General features: G+C 46.2%; 21 protein-coding genes. 15 read left to right on the top strand and 6 right to left on the bottom strand.

Translation table 11 applies throughout. From position 1 onward, the window contains the following. Nucleotides 1-36: 36 nt before the first annotated feature. The 10 genes from AB4154_RS02200 to AB4154_RS02155 all read left to right on the top strand — a co-directional run bounded on the left by AB4154_RS02200 (nucleotide 37) and on the right by AB4154_RS02155 (nucleotide 12780). A complete protein-coding gene (locus tag AB4154_RS02200) occupies nucleotides 37-885 on the top strand; it encodes a Dam family site-specific DNA-(adenine-N6)-methyltransferase (RefSeq protein ID WP_017061122.1) in 849 nt (282 codons plus the stop codon). Between the two features lie 200 nt (nucleotides 886-1085). Beyond that, nucleotides 1086-1760 (top strand): ribulose-phosphate 3-epimerase, encoded by a 675-nt coding sequence (gene rpe, locus AB4154_RS02195; RefSeq protein ID WP_010435263.1) that lies wholly within the window; start codon nucleotides 1086-1088, stop codon nucleotides 1758-1760. Nucleotides 1761-1862: 102 nt separating this feature from the next. Next, a complete protein-coding gene (locus AB4154_RS02190; protein ID WP_017061120.1) occupies nucleotides 1863-2549 on the top strand; it encodes a phosphoglycolate phosphatase in 687 nt (228 codons plus the stop codon). 150 nt (nucleotides 2550-2699) lie between these two features. Then, a complete protein-coding gene (gene trpS / locus AB4154_RS02185) occupies nucleotides 2700-3716 on the top strand; it encodes a tryptophan--tRNA ligase (protein ID WP_016796005.1) in 1017 nt (338 codons plus the stop codon). Nucleotides 3717-4101: 385 nt separating this feature from the next. Continuing rightward, on the top strand, nucleotides 4102-6696 hold the full coding sequence (locus AB4154_RS02180) for an ExeM/NucH family extracellular endonuclease (RefSeq protein WP_372122096.1): 2595 nt from the start codon (nucleotides 4102-4104) through the stop codon (nucleotides 6694-6696). A gap of 200 nt (nucleotides 6697-6896) precedes the next feature. Then, complete coding sequence (locus AB4154_RS02175; RefSeq protein ID WP_009848915.1) at nucleotides 6897-7475, top strand: aminodeoxychorismate/anthranilate synthase component II; 579 nt, start codon at nucleotides 6897-6899, stop codon at nucleotides 7473-7475. Nucleotides 7476-7939: 464 nt separating this feature from the next. Further along, nucleotides 7940-9151 carry an aspartate aminotransferase family protein gene (locus AB4154_RS02170; RefSeq protein WP_010435225.1) on the top strand — a complete coding sequence of 404 codons (1212 nt, stop codon included), beginning with the start codon at nucleotides 7940-7942 and terminating at the stop codon, nucleotides 9149-9151. Nucleotides 9152-9258: 107 nt separating this feature from the next. Beyond that, on the top strand, nucleotides 9259-10278 hold the full coding sequence (gene astA / locus AB4154_RS02165) for an arginine N-succinyltransferase (protein ID WP_372122094.1): 1020 nt from the start codon (nucleotides 9259-9261) through the stop codon (nucleotides 10276-10278). A 39-nt stretch (nucleotides 10279-10317) separates the two neighbouring features. Next, entirely contained in the window at nucleotides 10318-11775 is a 1458-nt protein-coding gene (astD, locus tag AB4154_RS02160; RefSeq protein WP_229647427.1) for a succinylglutamate-semialdehyde dehydrogenase, read from the top strand. 213 nt (nucleotides 11776-11988) lie between these two features. Next, nucleotides 11989-12780 (top strand): DUF1338 domain-containing protein, encoded by a 792-nt coding sequence (locus tag AB4154_RS02155; RefSeq protein WP_017071309.1) that lies wholly within the window; start codon nucleotides 11989-11991, stop codon nucleotides 12778-12780. Between the two features lie 183 nt (nucleotides 12781-12963). Here AB4154_RS02155 and crp read toward each other — a convergent pair whose 3' ends face one another. From crp to AB4154_RS02125, 6 genes are all read right to left on the bottom strand, one after another. Continuing rightward, nucleotides 12964-13596: a cAMP-activated global transcriptional regulator CRP gene (crp, locus tag AB4154_RS02150; protein WP_004729651.1), complete on the bottom strand. Its 633-nt coding sequence runs from the start codon at nucleotides 13594-13596 to the stop codon at nucleotides 12964-12966. 239 nt (nucleotides 13597-13835) lie between these two features. Beyond that, nucleotides 13836-14705: a phosphoribulokinase gene (locus AB4154_RS02145; protein WP_372122092.1), complete on the bottom strand. Its 870-nt coding sequence runs from the start codon at nucleotides 14703-14705 to the stop codon at nucleotides 13836-13838. A gap of 77 nt (nucleotides 14706-14782) precedes the next feature. Next, nucleotides 14783-14995 carry a YheU family protein gene (locus AB4154_RS02140; RefSeq protein ID WP_004729649.1) on the bottom strand — a complete coding sequence of 71 codons (213 nt, stop codon included), beginning with the start codon at nucleotides 14993-14995 and terminating at the stop codon, nucleotides 14783-14785. Nucleotides 14996-15094: 99 nt separating this feature from the next. Next, entirely contained in the window at nucleotides 15095-16087 is a 993-nt protein-coding gene (locus tag AB4154_RS02135; protein WP_102393048.1) for a hydrolase, read from the bottom strand. 206 nt (nucleotides 16088-16293) lie between these two features. After that, nucleotides 16294-16764: a TIGR02444 family protein gene (locus tag AB4154_RS02130; RefSeq protein WP_372122090.1), complete on the bottom strand. Its 471-nt coding sequence runs from the start codon at nucleotides 16762-16764 to the stop codon at nucleotides 16294-16296. Continuing rightward, complete coding sequence (locus tag AB4154_RS02125) at nucleotides 16761-18683, bottom strand: ABC transporter ATP-binding protein (protein WP_017061112.1); 1923 nt, start codon at nucleotides 18681-18683, stop codon at nucleotides 16761-16763. The genes AB4154_RS02130 and AB4154_RS02125 overlap by 4 nt, the downstream gene beginning before the upstream one ends. A 174-nt stretch (nucleotides 18684-18857) precedes the next feature. Here AB4154_RS02125 and kefG point away from each other — a divergent pair, with 174 nt between their 5' ends. The 5 genes from kefG to AB4154_RS02100 all read left to right on the top strand — a co-directional run bounded on the left by kefG (nucleotide 18858) and on the right by AB4154_RS02100 (nucleotide 23437). Then, nucleotides 18858-19442 (top strand): glutathione-regulated potassium-efflux system ancillary protein KefG, encoded by a 585-nt coding sequence (gene kefG / locus AB4154_RS02120; protein WP_017061111.1) that lies wholly within the window; start codon nucleotides 18858-18860, stop codon nucleotides 19440-19442. After that, nucleotides 19429-21225: a glutathione-regulated potassium-efflux system protein KefB gene (kefB, locus tag AB4154_RS02115; protein WP_017063703.1), complete on the top strand. Its 1797-nt coding sequence runs from the start codon at nucleotides 19429-19431 to the stop codon at nucleotides 21223-21225. Before kefG ends, kefB begins: the two co-directional genes overlap by 14 nt. A gap of 143 nt (nucleotides 21226-21368) precedes the next feature. Then, on the top strand, nucleotides 21369-21569 hold the full coding sequence (locus AB4154_RS02110; protein WP_029235422.1) for a YheV family putative zinc ribbon protein: 201 nt from the start codon (nucleotides 21369-21371) through the stop codon (nucleotides 21567-21569). A 94-nt stretch (nucleotides 21570-21663) separates the two neighbouring features. Further along, the gene (gene slyD / locus AB4154_RS02105) at nucleotides 21664-22254 is read left to right on the top strand and encodes a peptidylprolyl isomerase (protein WP_372122088.1); all 591 of its coding nucleotides are present in this window, start codon (nucleotides 21664-21666) and stop codon (nucleotides 22252-22254) included. 217 nt (nucleotides 22255-22471) lie between these two features. Further along, entirely contained in the window at nucleotides 22472-23437 is a 966-nt protein-coding gene (locus AB4154_RS02100) for an isoaspartyl peptidase/L-asparaginase family protein (RefSeq protein ID WP_017061107.1), read from the top strand. The last annotated feature ends 75 nt before the right edge of the window (nucleotides 23438-23512 follow it).

Raw genomic sequence — 23512 nt, 5'->3', positions numbered from 1 at the left:
GCAGCCTTATTTTTGAGTTGATAGATAGAGCAGTAAATGAAAAAGCAGCGTGCCTTTCTAAAATGGGCTGGTGGTAAATATGGCCTAGTTGAAGACATCCAACGTCACCTGCCACCTGCTCGTAAATTGGTAGAACCGTTTGTCGGTGCCGGCTCAGTATTTCTGAATACTGACTTTGAACAGTACCTGCTTGCAGATATCAATCCCGATCTTATCAACCTGTACAACCTGCTTAAAACCGATCCTGAAACTTATATCACGGAAGCGAAGCGCTGGTTCTGTCCTGAGAACAACCGTAAAGAAGCCTTCTTAGATATTCGCGCTGAGTTCAATGGTACAGATAACGTCATGTATCGTTCATTGGCTTTCTTGTATATGAACCGATTTGGCTTCAATGGCCTATGTCGTTACAACAAGAAGGGCGGTTTTAACGTTCCATTTGGTTCTTATAAAAAACCTTACTTCCCAGAAGCTGAGCTGGAATTTTTTGCCGAGAAAGCGAAAAAAGCCACTTTCGTCTGTGAGGGATACCATGAAACCTTTAGCCGCGCGCGCAAAGGCTGTGTGGTTTACTGCGATCCTCCATACGCACCACTGTCGAACACGGCAAACTTTACCTCTTACGCAGGTAATGGCTTTAGCTTAGATGACCAAGCTGCACTGGCGGATGTTGCTGAAAAAGCAGCGATGGAACGAGGCATCCCTGTCTTGATCTCAAACCATGACACCACCTTAACGCGCCGTTTATACCATGGTGCAGAACTGAACGTGGTCAAGGTTAAGCGCACCATTAGCCGTAATGGCGCAGGGCGCAATAAAGTCGATGAGTTACTGGCACTTTTTCATAAAGAGAAAAACCAGCAACACGCTTCAGAAGAATTGTAGCGGCCAACATAACCCTCAAACTCATTAAATTGAGTGACCAACGGGTACTTTCATAAACTAATCTTTCGAACTGCTAGGATCTGCTTAGTTGCTTAGGTAGAATTGCACACCAAATAGTCTTGGAATTGAGTCTTGTATTTGTATATGAGATGTCACAAGGCGGTGATATTCGCAATTTACTCACTCTTAAGAGGTTTGGTATGAAAGATTTTCTAATCGCTCCATCGATTTTGTCTGCAGATTTTGCTCGTCTTGGTGAAGACGTAGAAAAAGTACTCGCAGCTGGTGCTGATGTTGTGCACTTCGATGTGATGGACAACCACTACGTACCTAACCTGACTTTTGGCGCGCCTATCTGTAAAGCGCTGCGCGACTACGGTATTACGGCTCCTATCGATGTTCACCTTATGGTTAAGCCAGTAGACAGCATCGTGCCTGAGTTTGCTAAAGCCGGCGCATCAATGATTACCTTCCACGTTGAAGCTTCAGAGCACATCGATCGCACTCTACAGCTAATCAAAGAGCACGGCTGTAAAGCGGGTGTGGTTCTTAACCCTGCAACGCCGCTTTCTTGCTTAGATTACATCCTAGACAAAGTAGACATGATTCTACTGATGTCTGTGAACCCAGGCTTCGGCGGTCAATCTTTCATTCCGCACACGCTAGATAAACTACGTGCTGTTCGTAAGCTGATTGATGAGTCAGGCCGTGACATTCGCCTTGAGATTGATGGCGGCGTGAAGGTTGATAACATCCGTGAAATCGCAGAAGCGGGCGCAGATATGTTCGTTGCGGGTTCAGCTATCTTCAATCAACCAGATTACAAAGAAGTGATTGATGAGATGCGTGCAGAGCTTGCAAAAGTAAACGCATAATCGTAAAACTACAGATAGATTGAATATTAAGGGGCTAATTTGCCCCTTTTTTACGTCTTATAGCTCAACTCATAAGACGAACATAATAAATAGGAAAGTAAGATGTCATTAAGCTCAATAAAACTGATCGCCTTTGATTTGGATGGAACCTTGTTAGACAGCGTGCCTGATTTGGCCGTTGCTGCTGACCAAGCTTGTCAGGAGTTGGGTTTCCCTTCAGTGAGCGAAGAACAAGTTCGCGACTACGTAGGTAATGGTGCTGATGTTCTTATCGGACGTTCACTCAGCCGTAACTTGACGGTTGACCCAAGCCTAGAGCCAGAGCTACTGAAAAAAGCACGCATCCTGTTTGATGATTTCTATGAGCAGGGCGGTCACAAGCTAAGTCACCTTTACCCATCGGTTAAAGAGACGCTGGCTGAGCTGGATAAAGCCGGCTTCACTATGGCGCTGGTTACCAACAAGCCATCGAAGTTTGTACCAGACGTACTGGCGCAACACGGTATTGATAAGTACTTTGTTGATGTGTTGGGTGGCGACTCTTTCCCAGAGAAAAAACCGAACCCAGTCGCTCTGAACTGGTTGCTAGAAAAGCACAATGTAAAAGCGGAAGAGATGTTGATGGTTGGCGATTCAAGCAACGACATTAAAGCGGCTAAGAATGCAGGTTGTCACTCGTTTGGTCTGACTTACGGTTATAACCACGGCGAGCCGATTTCAGCATCAAACCCTGACTATGTCGCGGATAACGTCGCGCAATTACTAGATGTCGTTCTAGTTTCAGCATAAAGCGGACAAAAGTTAGCTAACCTACTAGCAAAATACTTATCAATGAGTACACTGGATGAGCCGTACAGAAGAGCTGTGCGGCTTTTCTATATTTAAGTTAAGAAGCTAAGCGTTCAATAAACTTAGCGAATAAGCAAAGGAATTAAAACCATGAGCAAGCCCATCGTATTGAGTGGTGTTCAACCATCTGGTGAACTAAGTATCGGTAACTACTTGGGTGCTCTACGTCAATGGCAACAGATGCAAGATGATTACGATTGCCAATACTGTGTTGTAGACCTTCACGCAATTACGGTTCGCCAAGATCCGAAAGCACTGCATGAAGCGACTCTAGACGCACTAGCAATCTGTCTTGCTGTCGGTGTTGATCCAAAGAAGAGCACGCTATTTGTTCAGTCACACGTACCAGAGCATGCTCAACTTGGTTGGCTTCTTAACTGTTACACACAAATGGGTGAACTGAGCCGTATGACTCAGTTTAAAGATAAGTCTGCACGTCACTCAAACGACGTAAACGTAGGCCTATACGACTACCCAGTGTTGATGGCTGCAGACATCCTGCTTTACGGTGCTCACCAAGTACCTGTAGGTAGCGACCAGAAACAACACCTAGAGCTAGCGCGTGATATCGCAACTCGCTTCAATAACATCTACGGTCCTGAAACGCCAATCTTCCAAGTACCAGAACCTTACATTCCAACAGTGAATGCACGTGTAATGAGCCTGCAAGACGCGACGAAGAAGATGTCTAAGTCGGACGACAACCGTAAGAACGTGATTACTCTGCTAGAAGAGCCTAAGTCGATCATCAAGAAGATCAACAAAGCGCAAACCGATGCAGAAACACCACCACGCATTGCTCACGATTGGGAAAACAAAGCGGGTATCTCTAACCTAATGGGTCTGTACTCTGCAGCGACGGGTAAAACGTTCGAAGAGATCGAAGCGCAGTACCAAGGCGTTGAAATGTACGGTCCGTTCAAGAAAGACGTAGGCGCAGCATTGGTTGAGATGCTTGAGCCGATTCAAGCTGAATATCACCGTATCCGTGCTGACCGTGCCTACATGGACGCAGTAATGAAAGCCGGTGCTGAAAAAGCCTCTGAACGTGCTGCAGTGACACTGAAAAAAGCATACGAAGCAGTAGGTTTTGTTACTCGCCCATAGGGTGAACTAACACAACTCGCTTGAGAATTTGAGCCCAAAGTAGCTGTTGTTTACTTTGGGCTTTTTCATGCCCATTCCATTTGCCTTCCTCGAAACCCCCTTGTTTGAATTGATAATTTACCCAGTATTTAGCTAGCATATCCATCGCTGTAATGCTGTGCAGATGATCTTATTTGGTACCCTCAAGCTTTATAAAATCACACTCGTTTCTATATATGTTGGAAATATATAACGTGCCAAACAATTGATGATTCCAAAGTGATAAGTTCCTCATTTTCTTGCCAACTGACTTATTCCTTTCATAAATAAACCTGATAGTTACCACAAAATACATGACTGCCCATAGATGGCAGTGACTATAACTCGATGAACTCAGGTGAAACGGATGGCTCTTTTACACAAACCTTCATTGCTAGCAGTGGCAATTGGTAGCTTGTTAACTACAAGCGCACACGCTGATTTGTTTATTTCACAATATGTGGAAGGCGGCAGCTATAACAAAGCGGTTGAGATTGCCAATAGTGGCGATAGCAGCATTAGTTTAGATGGTTACTCATTGGCGAAATCTGCCAATGGCAACGGATCATGGGGTGCCACTTTACCTTTAGATGGACACGTTTTAGCACCCGGTGAAGTACTCGTGGTCGCACATTCTAGTGCGAGTGATGAGATTAAAGCTCAAGCTGACATCATTAATGCCTCTATCGCCAATCATAATGGTGACGACCCGCTGGCTATCTTGAATTCAGACGGCTCGGTACATGATGTTGTTGGTTTGATGGGCGATGTGGACTGGGGCAAAGATGTTACTTTGGTTCGTGCGACACAAACACCTTCTGCGACGTTTGATGCTTCACAATGGGTATCGCTACCAAAAGACAGCATTGAAGGCCTAGGTTCACTAGACAGCGTTGAACTGCCAGAAGCGTTCACTTGTACACAAGATGGCTCTGACCCAGTATTCACCACCATTCAAGAAATCCAAGGTGAGGGCGCTACATCGCCATTCATCGATGGCTACCCGTACATCACCGACGATGAATATTTCGTAAAAGGTGTGGTAAGTGCGGTAACAACAGGCCTAACTAAAGGCTTCTACCTGCAAGCACTTGAGGATGATTTCAACTCAAGCACTTCTGAGGGTCTATTTATTCATACCAACCAGTCGAGCTCAGAGCTAGTAGCCGGTGATGTAGTGTGTGTGAAAGGCAAGGTTCAAGAATACTACAGCCACACTCAGCTGAAAGTAGAAAACAACCAATGGCTAAAACAGGGCGAGCAGCAGGCACCTGAAGCTACGGCGATTGAAGTGCTAGACAGTGACGAGAACTTCGCTGCAACGCTTGAACGCTACGAAGGCATGTTGGTGAAAACAACCGAAGCGCTTGATATGCGTGTGACGCGTACCTTTGGTTATGACTACGCAGGTCGTCGTAACAACATGGTACTGGCGCATGAGCGTATTAACATGCAGCCGAACCAGCTTTTCGCCGCGGGATCTGACGAAGCGAAGCAGCAAACTGAAGACAACGCAGACCGCCGTCTTTTCGTTGAAACCGATCAAAAAGCGGCTGATGGACAAGTCCCTTTCTACCCAGATTTTGGCCGCACTGATATCGACCAAGATGGTTCAACAGAAGATTACATCCGCATTGATGACACCATTGTTGGCCTAGAAGGCGTGCTGACTTACAGCTACGGTGAGTACCGTTTAATTGCGACTAACCAGATCTCGGCTGAAAACTATGTGCGTAACGATCCGCGTACCGACAAACCAGACATGGATGAAGGCGACCTACGTATTGCGACCTTCAACGTATTGAACTACTTCAACTCTCCATTTGGTGGCGACGCGAATCAGCACGGCAATAACCGTGGCGCGAACACCATCACTGAGTTTGAGGTGCAGCAAGAGAAGATTGTGAACGCGATTCTTCGCTTAGATGCAGACATCATTGGCTTGATGGAAATTGAGAACAATGGCTTTGGTGAAGGCTCTGCCATTCAGCAACTTGTAAACCAACTGAATGATCGCATTGAGCGTAAGAAAGACCGTTATACCTTTGTGGCTGTCGACTCGAACGAAGACGGCGTAACCGACGAGATGGACTCTATTGGTACTGACGTTATCACAACGGGTGTTATCTACCGTAAGAAGGTGGTTAAGCTTAAAGACAGCCGTGTTATCGCGATGCCAAGCCAACAAGCACCAGAGGTGTTAGACGATTCAGGCAAGGTGATTGAAGACGGTAAGAACTACCAACGTGACTCATTGGCGCCAACCTTTAAAGTTAAAGGCACCAAAGAGAAACTCACCGTAGCGATCAACCACTTTAAATCGAAAGGCTCTAAGTGTTGGGAAGATGCTGCTCCGATTGAGCAGGGCGGCCAAGGCGGCGTTGATGCCGATAAGCAAGGTTCATGTGAGAACTTCCGTGTTGCTGCGGCGGTTGCATTAGGTGAAGCGCTCGATGGCATCAAAGGCCATAAAGTGATTCTGGGTGATATGAACTCGTACGGCATGGAAGATCCAATGCTGGTGCTAACCGATTACTCGGAAGAGAAATACGGCAAGCAGATCAAAGCAGCTCGTAATACCTACATTGATGGTGTTGAGCAGTTTGGTGATAGCGGTGCGGTGATTACGAAGAACTACGGTTATATCAATGCTGTGGCTCAAAAGCACCCAGACAGCTGGAGCTACTCATACAATGATGAAGTTGGCGCTCTAGACCACCTGCTGATCAGCGAAAGCCTGAAAGATAGGGTTGTCGATGCTACCGATTGGCACATCAATGGTGGTGAGTCGACGTTGTTTGACTACAACGAAGAGTACAAAGGTGACCTACCTAAGTACCAAGATCACTTCCGTTCATCGGATCATGATCCTGCCGTTCTTGAGCTAAGAGTAGGCGGTTCATTTGGCTTCGGTGCTCTTATGTCACTATTTGGCTTAGCAATGTGGCGTCGTCGTAAGTAGCTCAATCACAAATAGATTGGCTTGCCATACAAGTAAGCCAATTCAGATAACTTAACGCTATCTGTAAACAATTAAGGTCAACTTAGGTTGGCCTTAATTATTGGCGAAATGCAGTTTCCACTTGCCTTTCGCTATGGGTATTGCACAATACCGCCCCTATATCTCCCAATCCTTTAGTATTTAGCAAACGATTTCGACCCATGTTACTTATCATCGATAACTACGACTCTTTTACCTATAACTTGTATCAGTATTTCTGTGAGTTAGGGGTAACTGTAAAAGTTGTTCGCAACGATGAGATTGATATTGCGGGCATCGAAGCGCTAAATCCTAGCCATCTTGTTATCTCGCCGGGCCCATGTACGCCCGATGATGCGGGAATTTCGCTGCAGGTGATTGAACACTTCGTTGGTAAGCTGCCGATCTTAGGTGTGTGTCTTGGTCATCAAGCCATTGCTCAAGTCTTTGGTGGTGAAGTGGTGAGAGCCAGACAAGTGATGCATGGTAAAACCTCTCCGATCCGTCATAACGGTAAGAGCGTTTTTCAAGGTCTCAATAATCCTCTGACTGTGACTCGTTACCACTCTTTAGTGGTGAAAAATGGTACGCTCCCTGACTGCTTTGAACTCACTTCTTGGACAGAATTTGAAGATGGCAGTATGGATGAGATCATGGGTTATCAACACAAAACCTTGCCGATTGATGCCGTCCAATTTCACCCTGAATCGATTAAAACAGAGCAAGGACACCAGCTTCTTGCTAACTTCTTAGCGCGTTGAGTGTTTAAATTTGGCTTTTCATTCGTTCAAATAAGCCAGTTAAACGTATTACCTCGTTCGTTAAGCGTTTTAATTCGGGCGCGCCGCGTCTTCATCCCTCTGACGCCGATCACTTTTTATAACATTTCTCCCTCTTCAGGCTAAGTTTTTAGTCTATGCAATATTATTCGCCTTATTTCCTCTCGAACCCCTTATACCGCTGTACCAGTAAGGCTTTGCTGTTGATGGATAGACGTTTAGTTAAAAAAAGCTTCATAAAACAGATTGTTTGATGCATAAATAGTCATAGGTAGTGACGTTTAGCTGGTTGTTAGGGATGGCTAAAGAATAATCTACTATTGAAAAGGTTAATTAAATGTAAATATAATGCTGCAGCGGGATTATGGCGGGACAAAATATCTTTATCTCACTTATGAACCATTACGCTTATTTGCGAAGCTTGCGGTATCGAGAAGGAATGTACGATGACAGTGGAAAATAATGTAGAACGTAGTCTTTTTAATGAGGTGATGGTGCCTTGTTATAACCCAATGGAAATGATCCCGGTAAAAGGGGAAGGCGCACGCGTTTGGGACCAACAAGGCCGAGAGTATATCGACTTTGCTGGCGGTATCGCTGTGAGCTGCTTGGGTCACTGTCACCCAGCAATGGTGAATGCCGTTACTGAGCAAGCAAACAAGATTTGGCATCTGAGTAACGTGATGACCAACGAACCTGCACTGCGTCTAGCGAAGAAGCTAACCGACGTATGTTTTGCAGAAAAAGTATTTTTTGCCAACTCTGGCGCAGAAGCGAATGAAGCAGCATTGAAGTTGGCTCGTCGTTGGGCGGCAGATGTTCATGGCCCTGAGAAATCTGAAATCATTGCATTCAAACAAGGTTTCCATGGTCGTACTTTCTTTACTGTAACTGTAGGTGGTCAAGAAGCTTATTCTGACGGCTTCGGTCCTAAACCGGGCGATGTAACTCACCTGCCTTACAATGATATTGCCGCGCTAGAAGCGCACATCTCTGATCGCACATGTGCAATCATGATGGAACCTCTGCAAGGTGAGGGTGGCATCATCTCTCCAACCTCTGAGTTTGTGAACACGGTTCGTGAGCTGTGTGACAAGCACAATGCGCTGCTTATTTTTGATGAAGTGCAAACAGGTAATGGCCGTACGGGCAATTTTTATGCGTATCAAGGCCTAGGTGTGACACCTGATATCTTAAGTACAGCAAAATCACTCGGTGGTGGTTTCCCTATCGGCGCGATGCTAACAACGACTGAACTCGCGACACACCTAAAAGTCGGTACGCACGGTTCAACATACGGCGGTAACCCACTAGCGTGTGCCGTTGCTGAAGCGGTTGTTGACGTCGTTAGCCAACCAGAAACCTTAGCTGGCGTAAAAGAGCGTGAAGCGCTGTTTCGTGACGGCTTAGCTAAGATTAATGACAAATATCAAATATTCAGTGAAGTTCGTGGTAAAGGCCTATTGTTAGGCGCTGCACTAAATGACGAGTGGCAAGGACGTGCACGTGACGTATTAGTAGCGGCAGGCGAACAAGGCTTGATGGTACTGGTTGCGGGTGCAAACGTGGTTCGTTTTACGCCATCACTGGTTATTACTACACAAGAAATTGAAGAAGGCTTATCAAAACTAGACAAAGCAATCGCTACGCTAGTTTAGCCTAAGCGGCGTCATAGGAATGATCGCCATTAGAGCGATCCCATGACGTTTTGCTAAAGGCCCAAGCTTCTGGTTTTGGGCCTATTTTGCATCTGGAGGGAATATTGATGCTAGTTGTTCGCCCAATTAAACTATCTGATTACGACGCGTTGCATACCTGCGCTGTTGAGTCAGGACATGGATTCACATCTCTTCCGGTTAACGAAGAATTGTTAACTAACCGAATTACCCATTCTGAATACAGCTTTGCGAAAGCAGACGTGACCAAACCCGGTGATGAAGGCTATCTAATGGTGGGTTTCGACGCTGAAACTGGCGAAGTTGCTGGTACAACGGGTATCGAAGCTTCCATTGGCTGGGATGTGCCTTTTTACTCGTACCACATCAGTAAAGTGGTTCACTCTTCACAGCGCCTTAAAGTGAATAACGTGGTTAAGCTGTTGACGTTTGGTAATAACTACACAGGCTGCAGCGAAATTTGTACGCTGTTCTTACGTCCTGATTACCGCAAAGGCTTAAACGGTCGACTGATGTCTAAGTGTCGTTTCCTACTGATGGCTGAGCACCCAGAGCGTTTCTCAAAAACGATCTTTGCTGAGATGCGTGGTGTATCAGATGCGGAAGGCAATTCTCCTTTCTGGCAATGGCTGCAAGAACATTTCTTCTCGATTGACTTCACGCTTGCCGATTACCTAACCGGTATTGGTAAGAAAGGCTTCATTGCTGACCTAATGCCTAAGCTACCTATCTACGTGAACCTACTGAGCAAAGAAGCTCAAGCGGTGATCGGAGAGGTACATGACAATACGCGCCCTGCACTTAAGTTGCTGGAACGTGAAGGTTTCACCAACCGTGGTTATGTCGACATCTTTGATGCAGGCCCAACGGTTGAGTGTGATCTAAGAAACATCGAATCTGTGCGTCACTCAATTCGAGCACAGGTTCAAATTGCAGAGCACTCTAGCTCTAAAGACTTCCTAATTGGTAATACCTCGTTTGAGAACTTCCGCGCAGTAGCCGCGAAAGGTGCGTATGACCAAGCAAGTGACACAGTGATTTTATCATCTGAAGTAGCAAGCGCTCTTGAAGTAAAAGAAGGCGAATTCGTTCGCATGTTGGCTCAATAAGAGCGGCGATTATCTGTCGAAGATTTTAAGGATAGAAGTATGACTCAGTGGATAGCAGGACAGTGGGTGGCAGGTCAAGGTGACGCCATGACATCAGTAAGCCCATACAACAATGAAGTAGTGTGGCAGGGTGATAGCGCGACACCAGCACAGGTTGAATCTGCAGTAGCATCAGCTCGTGAAGCCTTCTTGGTTTGGAAAAAACTGAGCTTTGCAGAGCGTGAAGCGATCGTGTTGAACTTTGCTGAAAAAGTTAAAGAGAACAGCGAAGAAATCGCACAAATCATCGCTAAAGAGACGGGTAAACCGATTTGGGAAACTCGCACTGAAGCGGGCGCAATGGCGGGCAAGATTGCTATTTCCATTCGTGCTTACCATGAGCGTACCGGGGAAGCTTCACGTGAAGCGGCAGGCAACCAGATTGTACTTCGTCACCGTCCATTAGGCGTGATGGCAGTATTTGGCCCTTATAACTTCCCTGGTCACCTACCAAACGGTCATATTGTTCCTGCACTGCTATCGGGTAATACCGTGGTATTTAAGCCTTCAGAGCAGACACCTTGGACGGGTGAGTTTACGATGAAACTATGGCAAGAAGCGGGCCTTCCAGCTGGCGTAATCAACCTAGTACAAGGCGCTAAAGAGACAGGTATCGCACTAGCCGATGCTAAAGGTCTTGATGGCGTGCTGTTCACAGGTAGTGCAAATACCGGTCATATCCTTCACCGTCAATTCGCGGGCCAACCGGGCAAGATGCTGGCACTAGAGATGGGTGGCAATAACCCTATGGTGATCAGTGACCAATATGGTGATGCAGACGCAACGGTTTATACGATTATCCAATCGGCTTTCATCAGTGCAGGTCAACGTTGTACATGTGCTCGTCGTTTGTATGTTCCTGTTGGCGAGAAGGGGGATCTGCTACTCGATAAGCTGGTCGCAGCGACGCAAAAGATTCGTGTTGATCAGCCATTCGCTGAACCAGCACCCTTCATGGGTCCTCAGATCTCTGAAGCGGCGGCTAAGTTCATTCTGGACGCGCAAGCGAATCTACAATCGTTAGGCGGCGTCAGCCTAGTAGAAGCAAAAGCGGGTCAAGCGGCGTTTGTTTCTCCGGGTATTATCGACGCAACCAACATTGCCGAACTGCCAGATGAAGAGTACTTCGGTCCACTGCTACAAGTGGTTCGTTACCAATCGCTAAAGCAAGCGGTTGAGCTAGCTAACGACACTCGTTTTGGTTTGTCTGCGGGTCTTGTATCAACAGATGATTCTGAATGGGAATACTTCGTTGACCATATCCGTGCGGGTATTGTTAACCGTAACCGTCAGCTAACAGGCGCAAGTGGTGATGCACCATTTGGTGGTCCGGGTGCTTCAGGCAACCTACGCCCAAGTGCTTACTATGCGGCGGACTACTGTGCTTATCCTATGGCTTCAATGGAAGGCGGTGAAACTCAACTTCCAGCAACGTTTAGCCCGGGTATTGAGCTTTAATTTAGGCTAATGAGTCTTAGGCTCATGCGTTAAGCTTGAAATAGGGAAGTGGTGTTATCGCTTTCCTTTTCCATCACGTCCGACACCTAGATTGGGCGGTAGATAATAATAGAAAAAGTATGTCACAGGCTGATGGCTGCTGACTCTGTGTCTCAGCCTCTCCCTCTCTTATCCAAATTACTAGCTTGCTAGAACCTTTGACAAGGAGTCACCATGACGCCCGATCTACTCTTTAAATCACTTTGGGACGATTACATTCACAGGCTTTGTCCATCGGCTGAGAAAGTGCATCACTTGCTGAAAGAAGACGAAGCGCTGATTAATGATCACATTGCATTGCGTACTTTCAATGTTGCTCCTTTGGGTATTGAAACATTAGCGAAGCCTTTCCTAGAGTTAGGCTATAAGGCGTGTGGCGACTACTTGTTTGAGAGCAAGAAGTTGGTGGCTAAGCATTACGAGCACCCAGATCCAAAACAACCAAAAGTGTTCATTAGTGAGTTGAAGGTCGAAGAGTGTTCAAGTGACTTGCAACAGATCGTTGCTAAGTTGGTTGAGCAAGTGGACTCAAGTAAGCTTCAAGGTCATGAGTTCTTGTTTGGTGGTCGTCTTTGGGATTTGAGCTTCGCTGACTTCCAAGTACTAGCGAAAGAGAGCGAATACGCGTCTTGGCTCGCGGCTCATGGATATGGTGCAAACCACTTTACGGTGAGTGTGAACCAGCTAAATGAATTTGATGAAGTGCAGGCGGTGAATGACTACCTGAGCGAGTCAGGCTTTACGATCAATGCATCTGGCGGTCAGGTTAAAGGCTCTCCAGAGGTCTTATTAGAGCAATCATCAACAATGGCAGACAAAGTCCCAGTTTCATTTGTTGAAGGCAATGAGATGATTCCTGGCGGCTTCTATGAGTTCGCTAAGCGTTATGCGATGGTCAACGGTGAGCTTTACACAGGTTTTGTTGCAGCATCAGCTGACAAAATCTTTGAGAGCACCAACGGTTAACAAAAGGTACGAGCACGGACTTTGTCCTAGAGATTCGAGTACGCTTCGCTTCGAGGAAGTTTACAAATAGGATTTTGTGAGTTCTTCTCGTATCTCGCATCTGCTCTCTAGATCTTTAGAAAACAAAAAAGCCACCAAATTTGCATTTGGTGGCTTTCAAATTTTTGGCTCAGTTAATCGAGATTAACGAGTGCCGTATACCACGATAGTTTTACCGTGTGCAGAAATTAGGTTCTGCTCTTCTAGCATCTTCAAGATACGACCTACTGTCTCACGAGAACAACCAACGATCTGGCCAATCTCTTGACGAGTGATCTTGATTTGCATGCCGTCAGGGTGAGTCATTGCATCTGGCTGTTTCGCTAGGTTAAGTAGCGTTTGAGCGATACGACCTGTTACGTCAAGGAACGCTAAGTCACCAACCTTTTGGCTAGTTACTTGTAGACGGTTTGCCATTTGCGCTGAAAGGCGCATTAGGATATCTGGGTTCACTTGGATAAGTTGACGGAATTTCTTGAAAGAAATTTCAGCTACTTCACAAGGAGATTTTGCACGAACCCATGCAGTACGCTCTTGGTCTTCTTCGAAGAGGCCAAGTTCACCAATGAAGTCACCTTGGTTTAGGTAAGAAAGAATCATTTCCTTACCTTCTTCGTCTTTGATAAGAACTGCCACAGAACCTTTAACGATGTAGTACAAGGTTTCTGCCTTTTCACCAGCATGAATCAAAGTACTTTTTGAAGGGTACTTATGAATATGACAGTGTGAAAGGAACCACTCTAATGTTGGATCGGTTTGGGGTTTACCTAGAACCATAATATCTTACTTCCTCTGCAGGGTATGCTTGCCGCTTTCCGTATTTTAGCTAAGCCTGGATTGACTTGTAGGATAAGAGCACTCGTTGAGCGCTGCAAGCTATCTTGTGTTTCGTTTAAGAATAGTATCCTTTTTCAGGTACTATTTCTTGATTTTAATCGTGACCAAGCTACGATTTTTTACGCAAAATTGTGCACATGATCACGGTATGAAAAGTAATCAACCAGAATGGCGTCTTGTTAGCCTATTTTTCCGGTTTCGATGAGCTGTTGTAGGATGGGCCTTACAATGAGCTCCATAGCAAAACTCATCTTGCCGCCTGGCACCACAAGCGTGTTGTGGCGTGACATAAATGAGCCATCTATCATAGCCAGAAGGTAGGGGAAATCGACGTTTTTGATGCCACGCAAACGTATAACCACGAAGCTTTCGTCTAAACTTGGAATCCCTTTAGCGTTAAGTGGGTTCGATGTATCTACGGTTGGGACACGCTGAAAGTTGATGTGAGTACGCGAAAATTGTGGGGTGATGTAATTAAGGTAATCATCCATTGAGCGAACAATGGAATCCATTACTGCTTCGCGTGAGTGGCCACGATCGCGTGTGTCACGAACGAATTTTTGGATCCACTCAAGGTTGACGATTGGCACCATGCCGATCAGCAAGTCGACGTGTTGTGAGACATTGATGTCGCAATCTACCACGCCACCATGAAGACCTTCGTAGAACATCACATCGGAATTTTCGGGGATCTCTTGCCATGGCGTAAAGGTGCCCGGCATTTGATTGTAAGGCACGGCTTCATCGAAGGTATGTAGATAGCTACGGACTTTACCGGTACCTTCATTACCGTATTGACGGAAGAACTCTTCTAATGCGCCAAAATCGTTGGCTTGTGGACCAAAGTAGCTGATGTGCTTACCTTGCTCGCGAGCCTTACGGATCTCGACATCCATCTCTGGTCGAGTGAAGCGATGGAAACTATCCCCTTCAACCCAAGCGGCCTTCACGTCCATCATATTGAACATTTTTCGGAAGGCTTCTGAGGTAGTGGTGGTGCCGGCTCCTGATGAACCCGTCACCGCAATAATTGGATGTTTAGCGGACATGACAACCCTTGTCTTTTGAGTAACTTACTTGTTAGCAATCGTTTACCACTATAACACGGCTCCTTTATGAGCGCAGCCTAGAAGCGTTTTGTGACTTGAATATCAACGGTTTCATGCAGCTCAGAAAATACGATGCTGACTTCCTTTGAGGCTAATTGATGTTTCACTTGATCAATCTTGTTTTGCAGTGAAACCTCTACGTCGCCGTAGTCTGTGCCTTCACGCAGCACGAATTCTTTAATGAGGTTTTCCAGTGTTTCTGGTGCAATGTCTTGCCATGGGATGATCATAAATACTTCTCTCTTTTATGTTCATAAATAGGTTTATTGATGTGTTGATTACTGTGTCTAGTGACGTCTACTACTCAGTCCTTAAAAAAGGCTCGGTCATTATGCCGAATCTTGAATACTTTCATAGTAGGCGGGTAATGCTTCTTCTAACCAAAACCTTGGTTTGAGCGTGCTACCGGTAATGAACCCCACATGGCCGCCTTTTTGAAACAGGCGATAGTCGATGTTGTCAGGCAACACGAACTTTGGAATTACGTCGTCTGTCATAAACGGATCGTCTTTGGCATGGATGATCTGAGTCGGTAGTTTAATCTTATTAAGTTTAGGAAGCGCTGAGCACTGAGCATAGTAGTCCTGAGCATTTTTGAAGCCGTGCAGAGGCGCAGTGATTCGTTCATCAAACTCATACAGTTTGGTGATGTTCTTGATGGCTTCAGCGGTGATGCCAAGTTTTTCCTGTAGCAGGTTAACCTTTTTTAGCGCATTCGATTTTAGAGAGTTGAGCAGGTACTTCTTATAGAGCTTGGAGAAACCGCGCTCAATGCGACTAGAGCAACACGCTAAGTCAAAAGGAGCAGATACGATGGTCGCCGCCGACAGCAATGGGTAGTCTGCGTACTCAGCCAAATAGTTCGCCAGCATGTTTCCACCTAAAGATATGCCAACCGCAACCTTAGGGTTATTCGGAAACTGGGCGTGCAGGTGTCTTAGAAAAAAGCGCGCATCTTCGACTTCACCTGAATGGTAAGCGCGAGCCAGGCGATTGGGTTTTCCGCTGCAGCCTCTGAAGTGCATCATCACGGACAACCAACCATCTTTAGCAAACGCATTCATTAATCCATTGGCATAAGGGCTCTCAAAGCTACCTTCTAAACCGTGGAATAGAACGAATATCGGCTTGCTACTGCGATCATTCTTATTTGAGGTGTCACCGTCTGGTGATTCGCTCCAAGCAAGATCAAGAAAGTCACCATCGGGTGTTTCTAAGGTTTGCCAGTGAGGATGAAACAGCGCCTGCTTTCGAATAAACCGTGGCACTAAGGTTTGTAAGTGCGGATTAGAGAGACCAGCAGCTGCGGTAAATATTGTCATAAAAACGATCCATGCTTCTTTTACGGGTTTTGATAACGTGTTGAGTTTGTAACGAAACGCCCACGTTTTTATTTGAGCTTGGTTGATTCTCGGCATAAGCGCAAGGCTTCACTTATACGAGATACAAAAACAGGCTATGGGTAACCGTTTGAATAATATCAAGGTTAAGCTTGGATCTTCATTGAATAAAAGGGAAAGAGAATGAGCTAGGGCTGTGGTGCTGGTTCAGAAAAAGCGTCGTAGAGGTTTTCAGCCCCTAATAAACGACAGTACTGAAAAGTGAGCGGTGATTGCTGGTTAGCGTACAGCTGTAGGGAGTTTATACAGTCGACCAGATCGGACTGTTGTTGCTTTTCAAGCTGTAACTCAAACTTTAGCGCTTCACGGTATAGAGAGTCGACAACGTGTGCTTTGAGATGTTTACGTAGCTCTCGATAGCTATGAAGCAGGGTTTCAGAGCGGCTTAAACACTGTTGAACTTTATGCCACTCTTCTTCAGCAAAAGACAATTGCTGCTCATCAAGCCATTTGAGAAGCAGCAGTAGATTGACGTTGCCGTGGAACTGGTTTTGCAAAGCTAAGCACACATCCTTTACACCGCGCACACTGTAATACTGAAGGCTAAATTGCCATAGTCGTTCCAGTGTTAGTGATATTGGGGCGTGCTCTGGGCTCATAAGCTATCCATATCCTGTTCCATCTGCTCAAGCTCTTCTTGAGTGGACATCCAATCCATTTCAACTTCTTCTAGCTGTGACTTACTGCTCGCTTGGAGAGCGAGTACTTTATTCAGTTTAGCCTTATTTTCAGCTTCATACAGTGATGTGTCGGATAATTCTTGCTCAGCTTCTTCAAGAGCCTGCGTTAATTTATCCATCTGCTTTTCAAATTGAGTGAGCTTTTTACGAAGTGGTGCCGTCAGTTTACGGAACTCGGCTTCTTTACGTTTCTGCTCTTTTTTCGCTGCTGCACTGTTGGCGCCGTCTTTGGCTGGTGCCAATGCTTGTGCTTCTTTGCGCTCAACTTTCTGTTGCTCGGTTAGCCACTTGTAGTAATCGCTTAAGTCACCATCAAACGGTGCGACTTGGCGGTCGTGTACAAGGTATAAATCATCGGTAGTTGCACGCAGTAGGTAACGGTCGTGCGATACGATAACCATTGCGCCTTCAAACGTCTGCAGGGCAAAAGTCAGCGCTTGACGCATGTCGAGATCCAAGTGGTTGGTTGGTTCATCGAGTAGCAACAGGTTCGGTTTTTGCCATACCAGTAGCGCCAGAACTAAACGCGCTTTTTCACCACCTGAGAAGGGTGCTACTTTATCAAGTGCTTTTTCACCTTGGAAACCGAAGCTACCTAGGTAATCACGCAATTGTTGCTCGGTGTGTTTAGGGGCAATCTGCATCATGTGCTGCAGCGGTGTTTCTTCTGGGTGCAACGTTTCTAACTGGTGCTGTGCAAAGTAACCAATCTTAACGCCTTGCGAATAACTCAGTTCACCGCCTTGCTGTTTAAGTTCGCCAGAAAGCAGTTTAATCAGTGTTGATTTACCAGCACCATTTCGACCAAGTAGACCAATACGGCTACCCGGTACTAGGTTCAGGCGAATTTTCTCTAGAATCAGATTGTCATCATAGCCCGCTGATACTTCATCCATCATCATGATTGGATTTGGTAGCGCGTCTGGTTCTCTAAACTCAAAGCTGAATGGATTATCAAACTGAGCAGGCAGCACTTGTTCCATTTTCTCTAGCGCTTTAATACGGCTTTGCGCTTGGCGAGCCTTTGAAGCTTTGTAACGGAAACGGTCAATGTAGCTCTGCATGTGAGACATCTGTTTCTGCTGCTTTTGGTACATCGCTTGTTGCAGAATCAGTTTTTGCGCTCGTTGGGTTTCGAACGATGAGTAGTTACCCGTGTACTCATTGAGCTGTTGGTTTTCAACGTGCACGATGCGGTTGACGATAGGGTCTAAGAAGTCTCTATCGTGCGAGATAAGCACTAGCGTGCCAGGGTAGCTTTGTAACCAACGCTCTAACCACATTACTGCGTCTAAATCCAAGTGGTTGGTAGGCTCATCGAGTAGCAGTAGGTCACTGCGACACAGTAGGGCTTGCGCTAGGTTCAAACGCATACGCCAACCACCTGAGAATTGAGTCAGGTTCCATGTCATTTGTTCTTGGCTAAAGCCTAGGCCATCCAGTAACTCGGCAGCACGTGCCTTTATGCTGTAACCACCAATGGTTTCAATCTTGCCGTGGATCTCTGCTACCAATGTGCCATTGTCGGCTTGTTCAGCTTTCTCTAGTTGATCTTCAAGGCCGCGGTATTCACGGTCACCATCAATCACGTATTCAATTGCTGTTCTTTCTAATGCAGGGGTTTCTTGAGCAACCCAAGCCATTTCCCAATGGGCAGGTTTGCTGAATGAGCCCGCATCAATAGACAGTTCGTCCTTAATTAAGGCGAATAGCGTAGATTTACCACAGCCGTTTTTACCAACCAAACCGATCTTGTCGCCAGGGTGAAAAGTCGCAGATGCTTGGTCGAGGAGTGGCTTACCGCCGCGTAGCAATTGAATATCAGAGAAAGTAATCATAATTGAAATAGCATAGAAATTAGAGGTGAACAGACGCCTGCATAGTAGGCTGAAACCAGATAAAAGTCGATCACAATGCAATTTGCGTTATGATGCCAATAACATATTAATAACTTTTGCTTAAATTCTTGTGGCCTTGCCACCGTTTAGCCCTCAAAGGAATGTTTCAAAGGAATGAGTAATACTCCCTCGACAGACAAAGTCGTGCCAAAGGTGTTGATCATCTACGCGCACCCAGAGCCGCAAACCTCTATTGCTAACCAGATGATGGTTAAGAAGGTAGAGTCGCTCGGTCATGTCAAAGTTCATGATCTCTACGCCATCTACCCTGACTTCTTTATTGATGTGCCTTATGAGCATGAATTGCTCCTTCAGTACGATGTGATCGTGTTTCAGCATCCTCTGTTCATGTATTCCTGTCCTTCATTGTTAAAAGAGTGGTTTGATCGCGTGTTAGGCAAGGGCTTTGCTTTTGGTGAGCAAAGTGCGCTTAAAGGCAAACACTGGCGCAGTGTGATTACTACCGGTGGTAAAGAAGAGGCGTTTGGTGCCGCAGGTTATAATAAATATCCATTACAAGAGATCTTGCAACCATTCGAGCTCACCGCTGCTTTGTGTCAAATGAACTGGATATCCCCTTTGGTTTTACACTGGGCACGAAATGTCACCGATATGACGCGTTACCAACACGCCGAAGCGTATCGAAATTGGTTGCGAGACCCGCTACAAGATATAGGAGCAGATGATGGCTCTGACTAATGATTTTCTACAAAGTAGCGTTATATTTTTAGCGGCTGCTGTGGTTGCGGTTCCTATCGCACAGCGCGCCGGTTTGGGTTCAGTACTCGGTTACCTATTAGCAGGTGTGGCAATTGGCCCATGGGGGCTGGGCTTAATCAGTGATGTAGAGGCGATTCTGCACTTCTCCGAATTCGGGGTGGTACTGCTGCTCTTCCTGATTGGTTTAGAGCTTAACCCGAAAAAACTGTGGCAGATGCGAGCCCCCATTCTCGGGTTGGGCGGCGCGCAAGTGCTGATCACCACTCTAATTATTACCGCCATCGCCTGTCTATTTGGATTAACCTGGCAAACCAGTCTCGTGATAGGTATGGGTTTGGCGCTGTCTTCGACTGCGATTGCCTTGCGTGTTATTGAAGAGCGAGAGCTCGGCGGCAAAGAAGCAGGGCAGTCGGGCTTTGCAGTACTGCTTTTCCAAGATATCGCTGTTATTCCAATGCTAGCAATGTTGCCTCTACTTGCGGGTAATACCGGCGGTAGCTGGGCTGACATGCTGTGGATGCTGGGTGGCGTGATTGGCCTACTGGTCGGTGGCCACTTCTTGTTGAGACCACTTTTCCGATACGTAGTGATGAGTGGTGTGCGTGAGTTATTCACCGTCGCGGCGCTGTTACTTGTGATTGGTATTGCTGTGATCATGCAACGGATTGGCTTGTCGATGGCATTAGGTACCTTCCTAGCGGGCGTACTTCTGGCTGAAAGTGAATATCGACACGAGCTTGAGATCGCGATTGATCCATTCAAAGGTTTACTGCTTGGTCTGTTCTTTATCTCTGTGGGTATGGCGGTAAACCTAGGTCTACTGGCAGAAAGCCCATTCGCAATACTTATTGCAGTGTCGTCGCTAGTCGTATTGAAAGGTTTGGTGCTGTATGCGCTGGCTCGTATCTTCGGCACTCAAGCTAAAGCACGCAGCCGAATGGCGATGATCCTTAGCCAAGGTGGTGAGTTCGCTTTCGTTATTTTTACTGCGGCGAGTGCTCAAGGCATCTTAAGTGGCGAACAAGTGTCGTTCTTACTGGTGGTTGTGAGCCTTTCTATGGTGACCACGCCATTGATGCTTAAACTGCAAGACCGATTCTTTGCACGTCAGCTTAATCAAATCAGTGAAAGTGCGATGTCTTCGGATGTGGTTGATCGCAGCCCTCGAGTGATTATTGCGGGCTTTGGTCGTTTTGGTCAGATCATTGGTCGTCTGATGTATGCCAACAAGATTCGTATCACTGTCCTTGAAAGTGATGCCAGCCAAATACACATCCTTAGAAAGTTCGGCTACAAGGTGTTTTACGGAGACTCGACTCACCTAGAGCTATTACGCGCAGCCGGTGCTGATAAAGCAGAGGCGATTGTGTTGTGTACTGACTCCCCAGATGAAATCATGAAAACCGTCGATTTATGTAAGCAGCACTTCCCACGCTTAAAGATCTTGGCGCGTGCACGAAGCCGTGTTGAAGCGTATCAACTACTTAACCACGGTGTGAGTAACTATTCGCGTGAAACCTTCCTTGGAGCATTGGATTTAGGTCGTCAAACATTGACTGAACTTGGCATGCATCCATATAAAGCGAAGCGAGCAGAAGCACACTTTAGAAAGTTGGATAATGGTATGCTGAAAGAGTTGCTGCCTCAGCATAACGAAGATGCCGAGTTAGCCCAAAGAGCGAAAGAGGCTCGTAAAGAACTTGAAGAGATCTTTGGACACGAGATGGAAAACGATCACCAATCTCGAAACTATTGGCAGTAGCTTGAAGTGATAACTCATGCTTGAGCTTGGGCATAGAAATAACAGACTATAGAACTAACCTAATAATAAACGCGGTCTCTGCTTAACTTATCAATAAAGTGAGTGGGAAGAACCGCGAATCCAGAGCAGTAAAGGATATGAACGTGAAACAGAAAAAACGCTTTATCGCAGGGGCAAGCTGCCCAAGTTGCAACACTCAAGACACACTCCGTTGGTGGATTGAAAATAATATCGAGCTGGTGGAATGTGTCGATTGTGACTTCACAGAACAGCGTAAACCGAAAACTGTAGAGAAATCTGAACACGCGAATCAAGAAATGATCGGTATTTTTAAGCCAGAATGATTGAGTTTCGTTGATTGATCCCCATAATATCCCGGTACAGAATTTTTCCTAAGCTCAACTGTTCGAGCTTAGTCCAAACCTCCTTGGAGCTCTCATGAAAATTGAAAAGAACGTAGTAGTTAGTGTTGCATATCAAGTGAAACTTGAAGATGGCGTAGTAGTTGACCAATCAACTGCAGAAGCTCCACTAGATTACCTTCACGGTCACAACAACCTAATTACAGGTCTTGAAAAAGAGCTTGAAGGCAAAGTAGCTGGCGACAAGTTCTCTGCAACTGTTACTCCAGAAGACGCATACGGCGAACACAACGACGCACTAGTTCAACGTGTTCCTGCTGACGTATTCCAAGGTGTTGAGCAAATCGAAGTTGGCATGCGTTTCCTAGCGGATACTGACCAAGGTCCAATCCCAGTTGAAGTTACTGAAGTAGATGGCGACGAAGTTGTTGTTGATGGTAACCACATGCTAGCTGGCCAAACTCTAACGTTTGACGTTGAAGTTGTAGCGGTTCGTGAAGCGACTGAAGAAGAAGTTCAACACGGTCACGTACACCAAGAAGGCGGCTGTGGCGGTCACGACTACGATCATGACCACGAAGGCGGTTGCTGTGGTGGCGAAGGCCATGACCACGGTGAAGAGAAAAAAGACGGCTGCTGCGGCGGCGGTAGCTGTGGTTCTCACTAATACCGAATTAACGGTTTAGTTTAAGAATCTTGAAAGCCTCCCTTGTGGAGGCTTTTTGCGTTTAGGAGTCTCGCTTTTTGACCTCGCTTTTCTCTACCAAACTAAGTGTCCGCAAATCTAAGCATTCGTAAAAGTTTGGTTTTCGTTATCAGACATCGAACCATGGATGTGGTATTGATAGCACAACATTATAAGACGACGTCAGTGGAGAGTTTGTATGTCACAGCCTTTTTCAATTGCCATTCATGGTGGTGCAGGAACCATCTTGCGCGAGCAAATGAGCTATGAATTAAAAGCGGGTATTACCGAGGCTTTGGAAAAATCGGTTTTGGCTGGTTATCAAATATTGCAATCGGGTGGTGATGCTCTGGATGCGGTAGTGGCATCGGTTAAGGTGATGGAAGACAGCCCGCACTTTAATGCCGGTAGGGGCTCTGTTTTAACGCATGATGAATTTGTTGAGATGGACGCTTCTGTGATGCATGGCCGCGAAATGGATGCAGGTGCTATTGCAGGCGTTCGCCATATCAAAAACCCAATTGAGCTTGCACGTGATGTGATGCGGAAAAGCGACCATGTGTTGCTGATTGGTGAAGGTGCCGAGAAGTTTGCGTTTGAGCATGACTACACCTTTACCGAGCAAGACTACTTCTTTACTGAGCGCCGCTATGACCAACTTCAGTCGATGAAAGAGAAAGGCATCTTTGCTCTGTCTGAAGCGAAATATGATGAACAGCAAGCTGAGAAATACCCTGACGATAAAAAGTACGGCACGGTTGGTGCGGTCGCATTAGACCAAGCGGGTAACTTAGCGGCAGCAACCAGTACCGGTGGCGTGACCAATAAGAAATACGGTCGTGTGGGTGACTCTCCGATCATTGGTGCAGGAACCATCGCTGAAAATGGCAATGTTGCCGTCTCAACAACCGGGATGGGTGAGTTCTTCCTACGTAAAATGGTCGCCAGTGATGTCGCAGCACGAATGCGTTATCTGAAAGAAGATGTGCACACCGCTTGTGAAACGATCATTCAAGGTGAATTGAAAACCATGGGTGGAGAAGGTGGCTTGATCGCTATCGATGGCCAAGGCGATATACATTTTGGTATGAACAGCTCAGGAATGTATCGTGCAAGCGTTGATACTCAAGGTCGTGTTGAAGTGAAGATTTATGCCGACGACTAAGTTGGTATCGGCTTAATTGGCTTTAGCTTATTCACTGAGATGAAATAAACAAAAGGGCGACAGATAAGTATCTGT

The sequence above is a fragment of the Vibrio sp. 10N.286.51.B11 genome (assembly GCF_041469245.1).
Taxonomy (GTDB): Bacteria; Pseudomonadota; Gammaproteobacteria; order Enterobacterales; family Vibrionaceae; genus Vibrio; species Vibrio crassostreae_C.
This window is presented reverse-complemented; position numbering and strand designations above follow the sequence as displayed.

What these genes read in the sequence shown, in the direction of transcription:
- rpe (WP_010435263.1), top strand. Translation starts at nt 1,086, where the DNA reads ATGAAAGATTTTCTAATCGCTCCATCGATTTTGTCTGCAGATTTTGCT.
- trpS (WP_016796005.1), top strand. Translation starts at nt 2,700, where the DNA reads ATGAGCAAGCCCATCGTATTGAGTGGTGTTCAACCATCTGGTGAACTA.
- astA (WP_372122094.1), top strand. Translation starts at nt 9,259, where the DNA reads ATGCTAGTTGTTCGCCCAATTAAACTATCTGATTACGACGCGTTGCAT.
- AB4154_RS02125 (WP_017061112.1), bottom strand. Translation starts at nt 18,683, where the DNA reads ATGATTACTTTCTCTGATATTCAATTGCTACGCGGCGGTAAGCCACTC.
- crp (WP_004729651.1), bottom strand. Translation starts at nt 13,596, where the DNA reads ATGGTTCTAGGTAAACCCCAAACCGATCCAACATTAGAGTGGTTCCTT.
- AB4154_RS02135 (WP_102393048.1), bottom strand. Translation starts at nt 16,087, where the DNA reads ATGACAATATTTACCGCAGCTGCTGGTCTCTCTAATCCGCACTTACAA.
- AB4154_RS02180 (WP_372122096.1), top strand. Translation starts at nt 4,102, where the DNA reads ATGGCTCTTTTACACAAACCTTCATTGCTAGCAGTGGCAATTGGTAGC.
- slyD (WP_372122088.1), top strand. Translation starts at nt 21,664, where the DNA reads ATGAAAATTGAAAAGAACGTAGTAGTTAGTGTTGCATATCAAGTGAAA.
- AB4154_RS02170 (WP_010435225.1), top strand. Translation starts at nt 7,940, where the DNA reads ATGACAGTGGAAAATAATGTAGAACGTAGTCTTTTTAATGAGGTGATG.
- kefG (WP_017061111.1), top strand. Translation starts at nt 18,858, where the DNA reads ATGAGTAATACTCCCTCGACAGACAAAGTCGTGCCAAAGGTGTTGATC.
- AB4154_RS02100 (WP_017061107.1), top strand. Translation starts at nt 22,472, where the DNA reads ATGTCACAGCCTTTTTCAATTGCCATTCATGGTGGTGCAGGAACCATC.
- kefB (WP_017063703.1), top strand. Translation starts at nt 19,429, where the DNA reads ATGGCTCTGACTAATGATTTTCTACAAAGTAGCGTTATATTTTTAGCG.
- AB4154_RS02175 (WP_009848915.1), top strand. Translation starts at nt 6,897, where the DNA reads ATGTTACTTATCATCGATAACTACGACTCTTTTACCTATAACTTGTAT.
- AB4154_RS02190 (WP_017061120.1), top strand. Translation starts at nt 1,863, where the DNA reads ATGTCATTAAGCTCAATAAAACTGATCGCCTTTGATTTGGATGGAACC.
- AB4154_RS02155 (WP_017071309.1), top strand. Translation starts at nt 11,989, where the DNA reads ATGACGCCCGATCTACTCTTTAAATCACTTTGGGACGATTACATTCAC.
- AB4154_RS02200 (WP_017061122.1), top strand. Translation starts at nt 37, where the DNA reads ATGAAAAAGCAGCGTGCCTTTCTAAAATGGGCTGGTGGTAAATATGGC.
- AB4154_RS02130 (WP_372122090.1), bottom strand. Translation starts at nt 16,764, where the DNA reads ATGAGCCCAGAGCACGCCCCAATATCACTAACACTGGAACGACTATGG.
- AB4154_RS02145 (WP_372122092.1), bottom strand. Translation starts at nt 14,705, where the DNA reads ATGTCCGCTAAACATCCAATTATTGCGGTGACGGGTTCATCAGGAGCC.
- astD (WP_229647427.1), top strand. Translation starts at nt 10,318, where the DNA reads ATGACTCAGTGGATAGCAGGACAGTGGGTGGCAGGTCAAGGTGACGCC.
- AB4154_RS02140 (WP_004729649.1), bottom strand. Translation starts at nt 14,995, where the DNA reads ATGATCATCCCATGGCAAGACATTGCACCAGAAACACTGGAAAACCTC.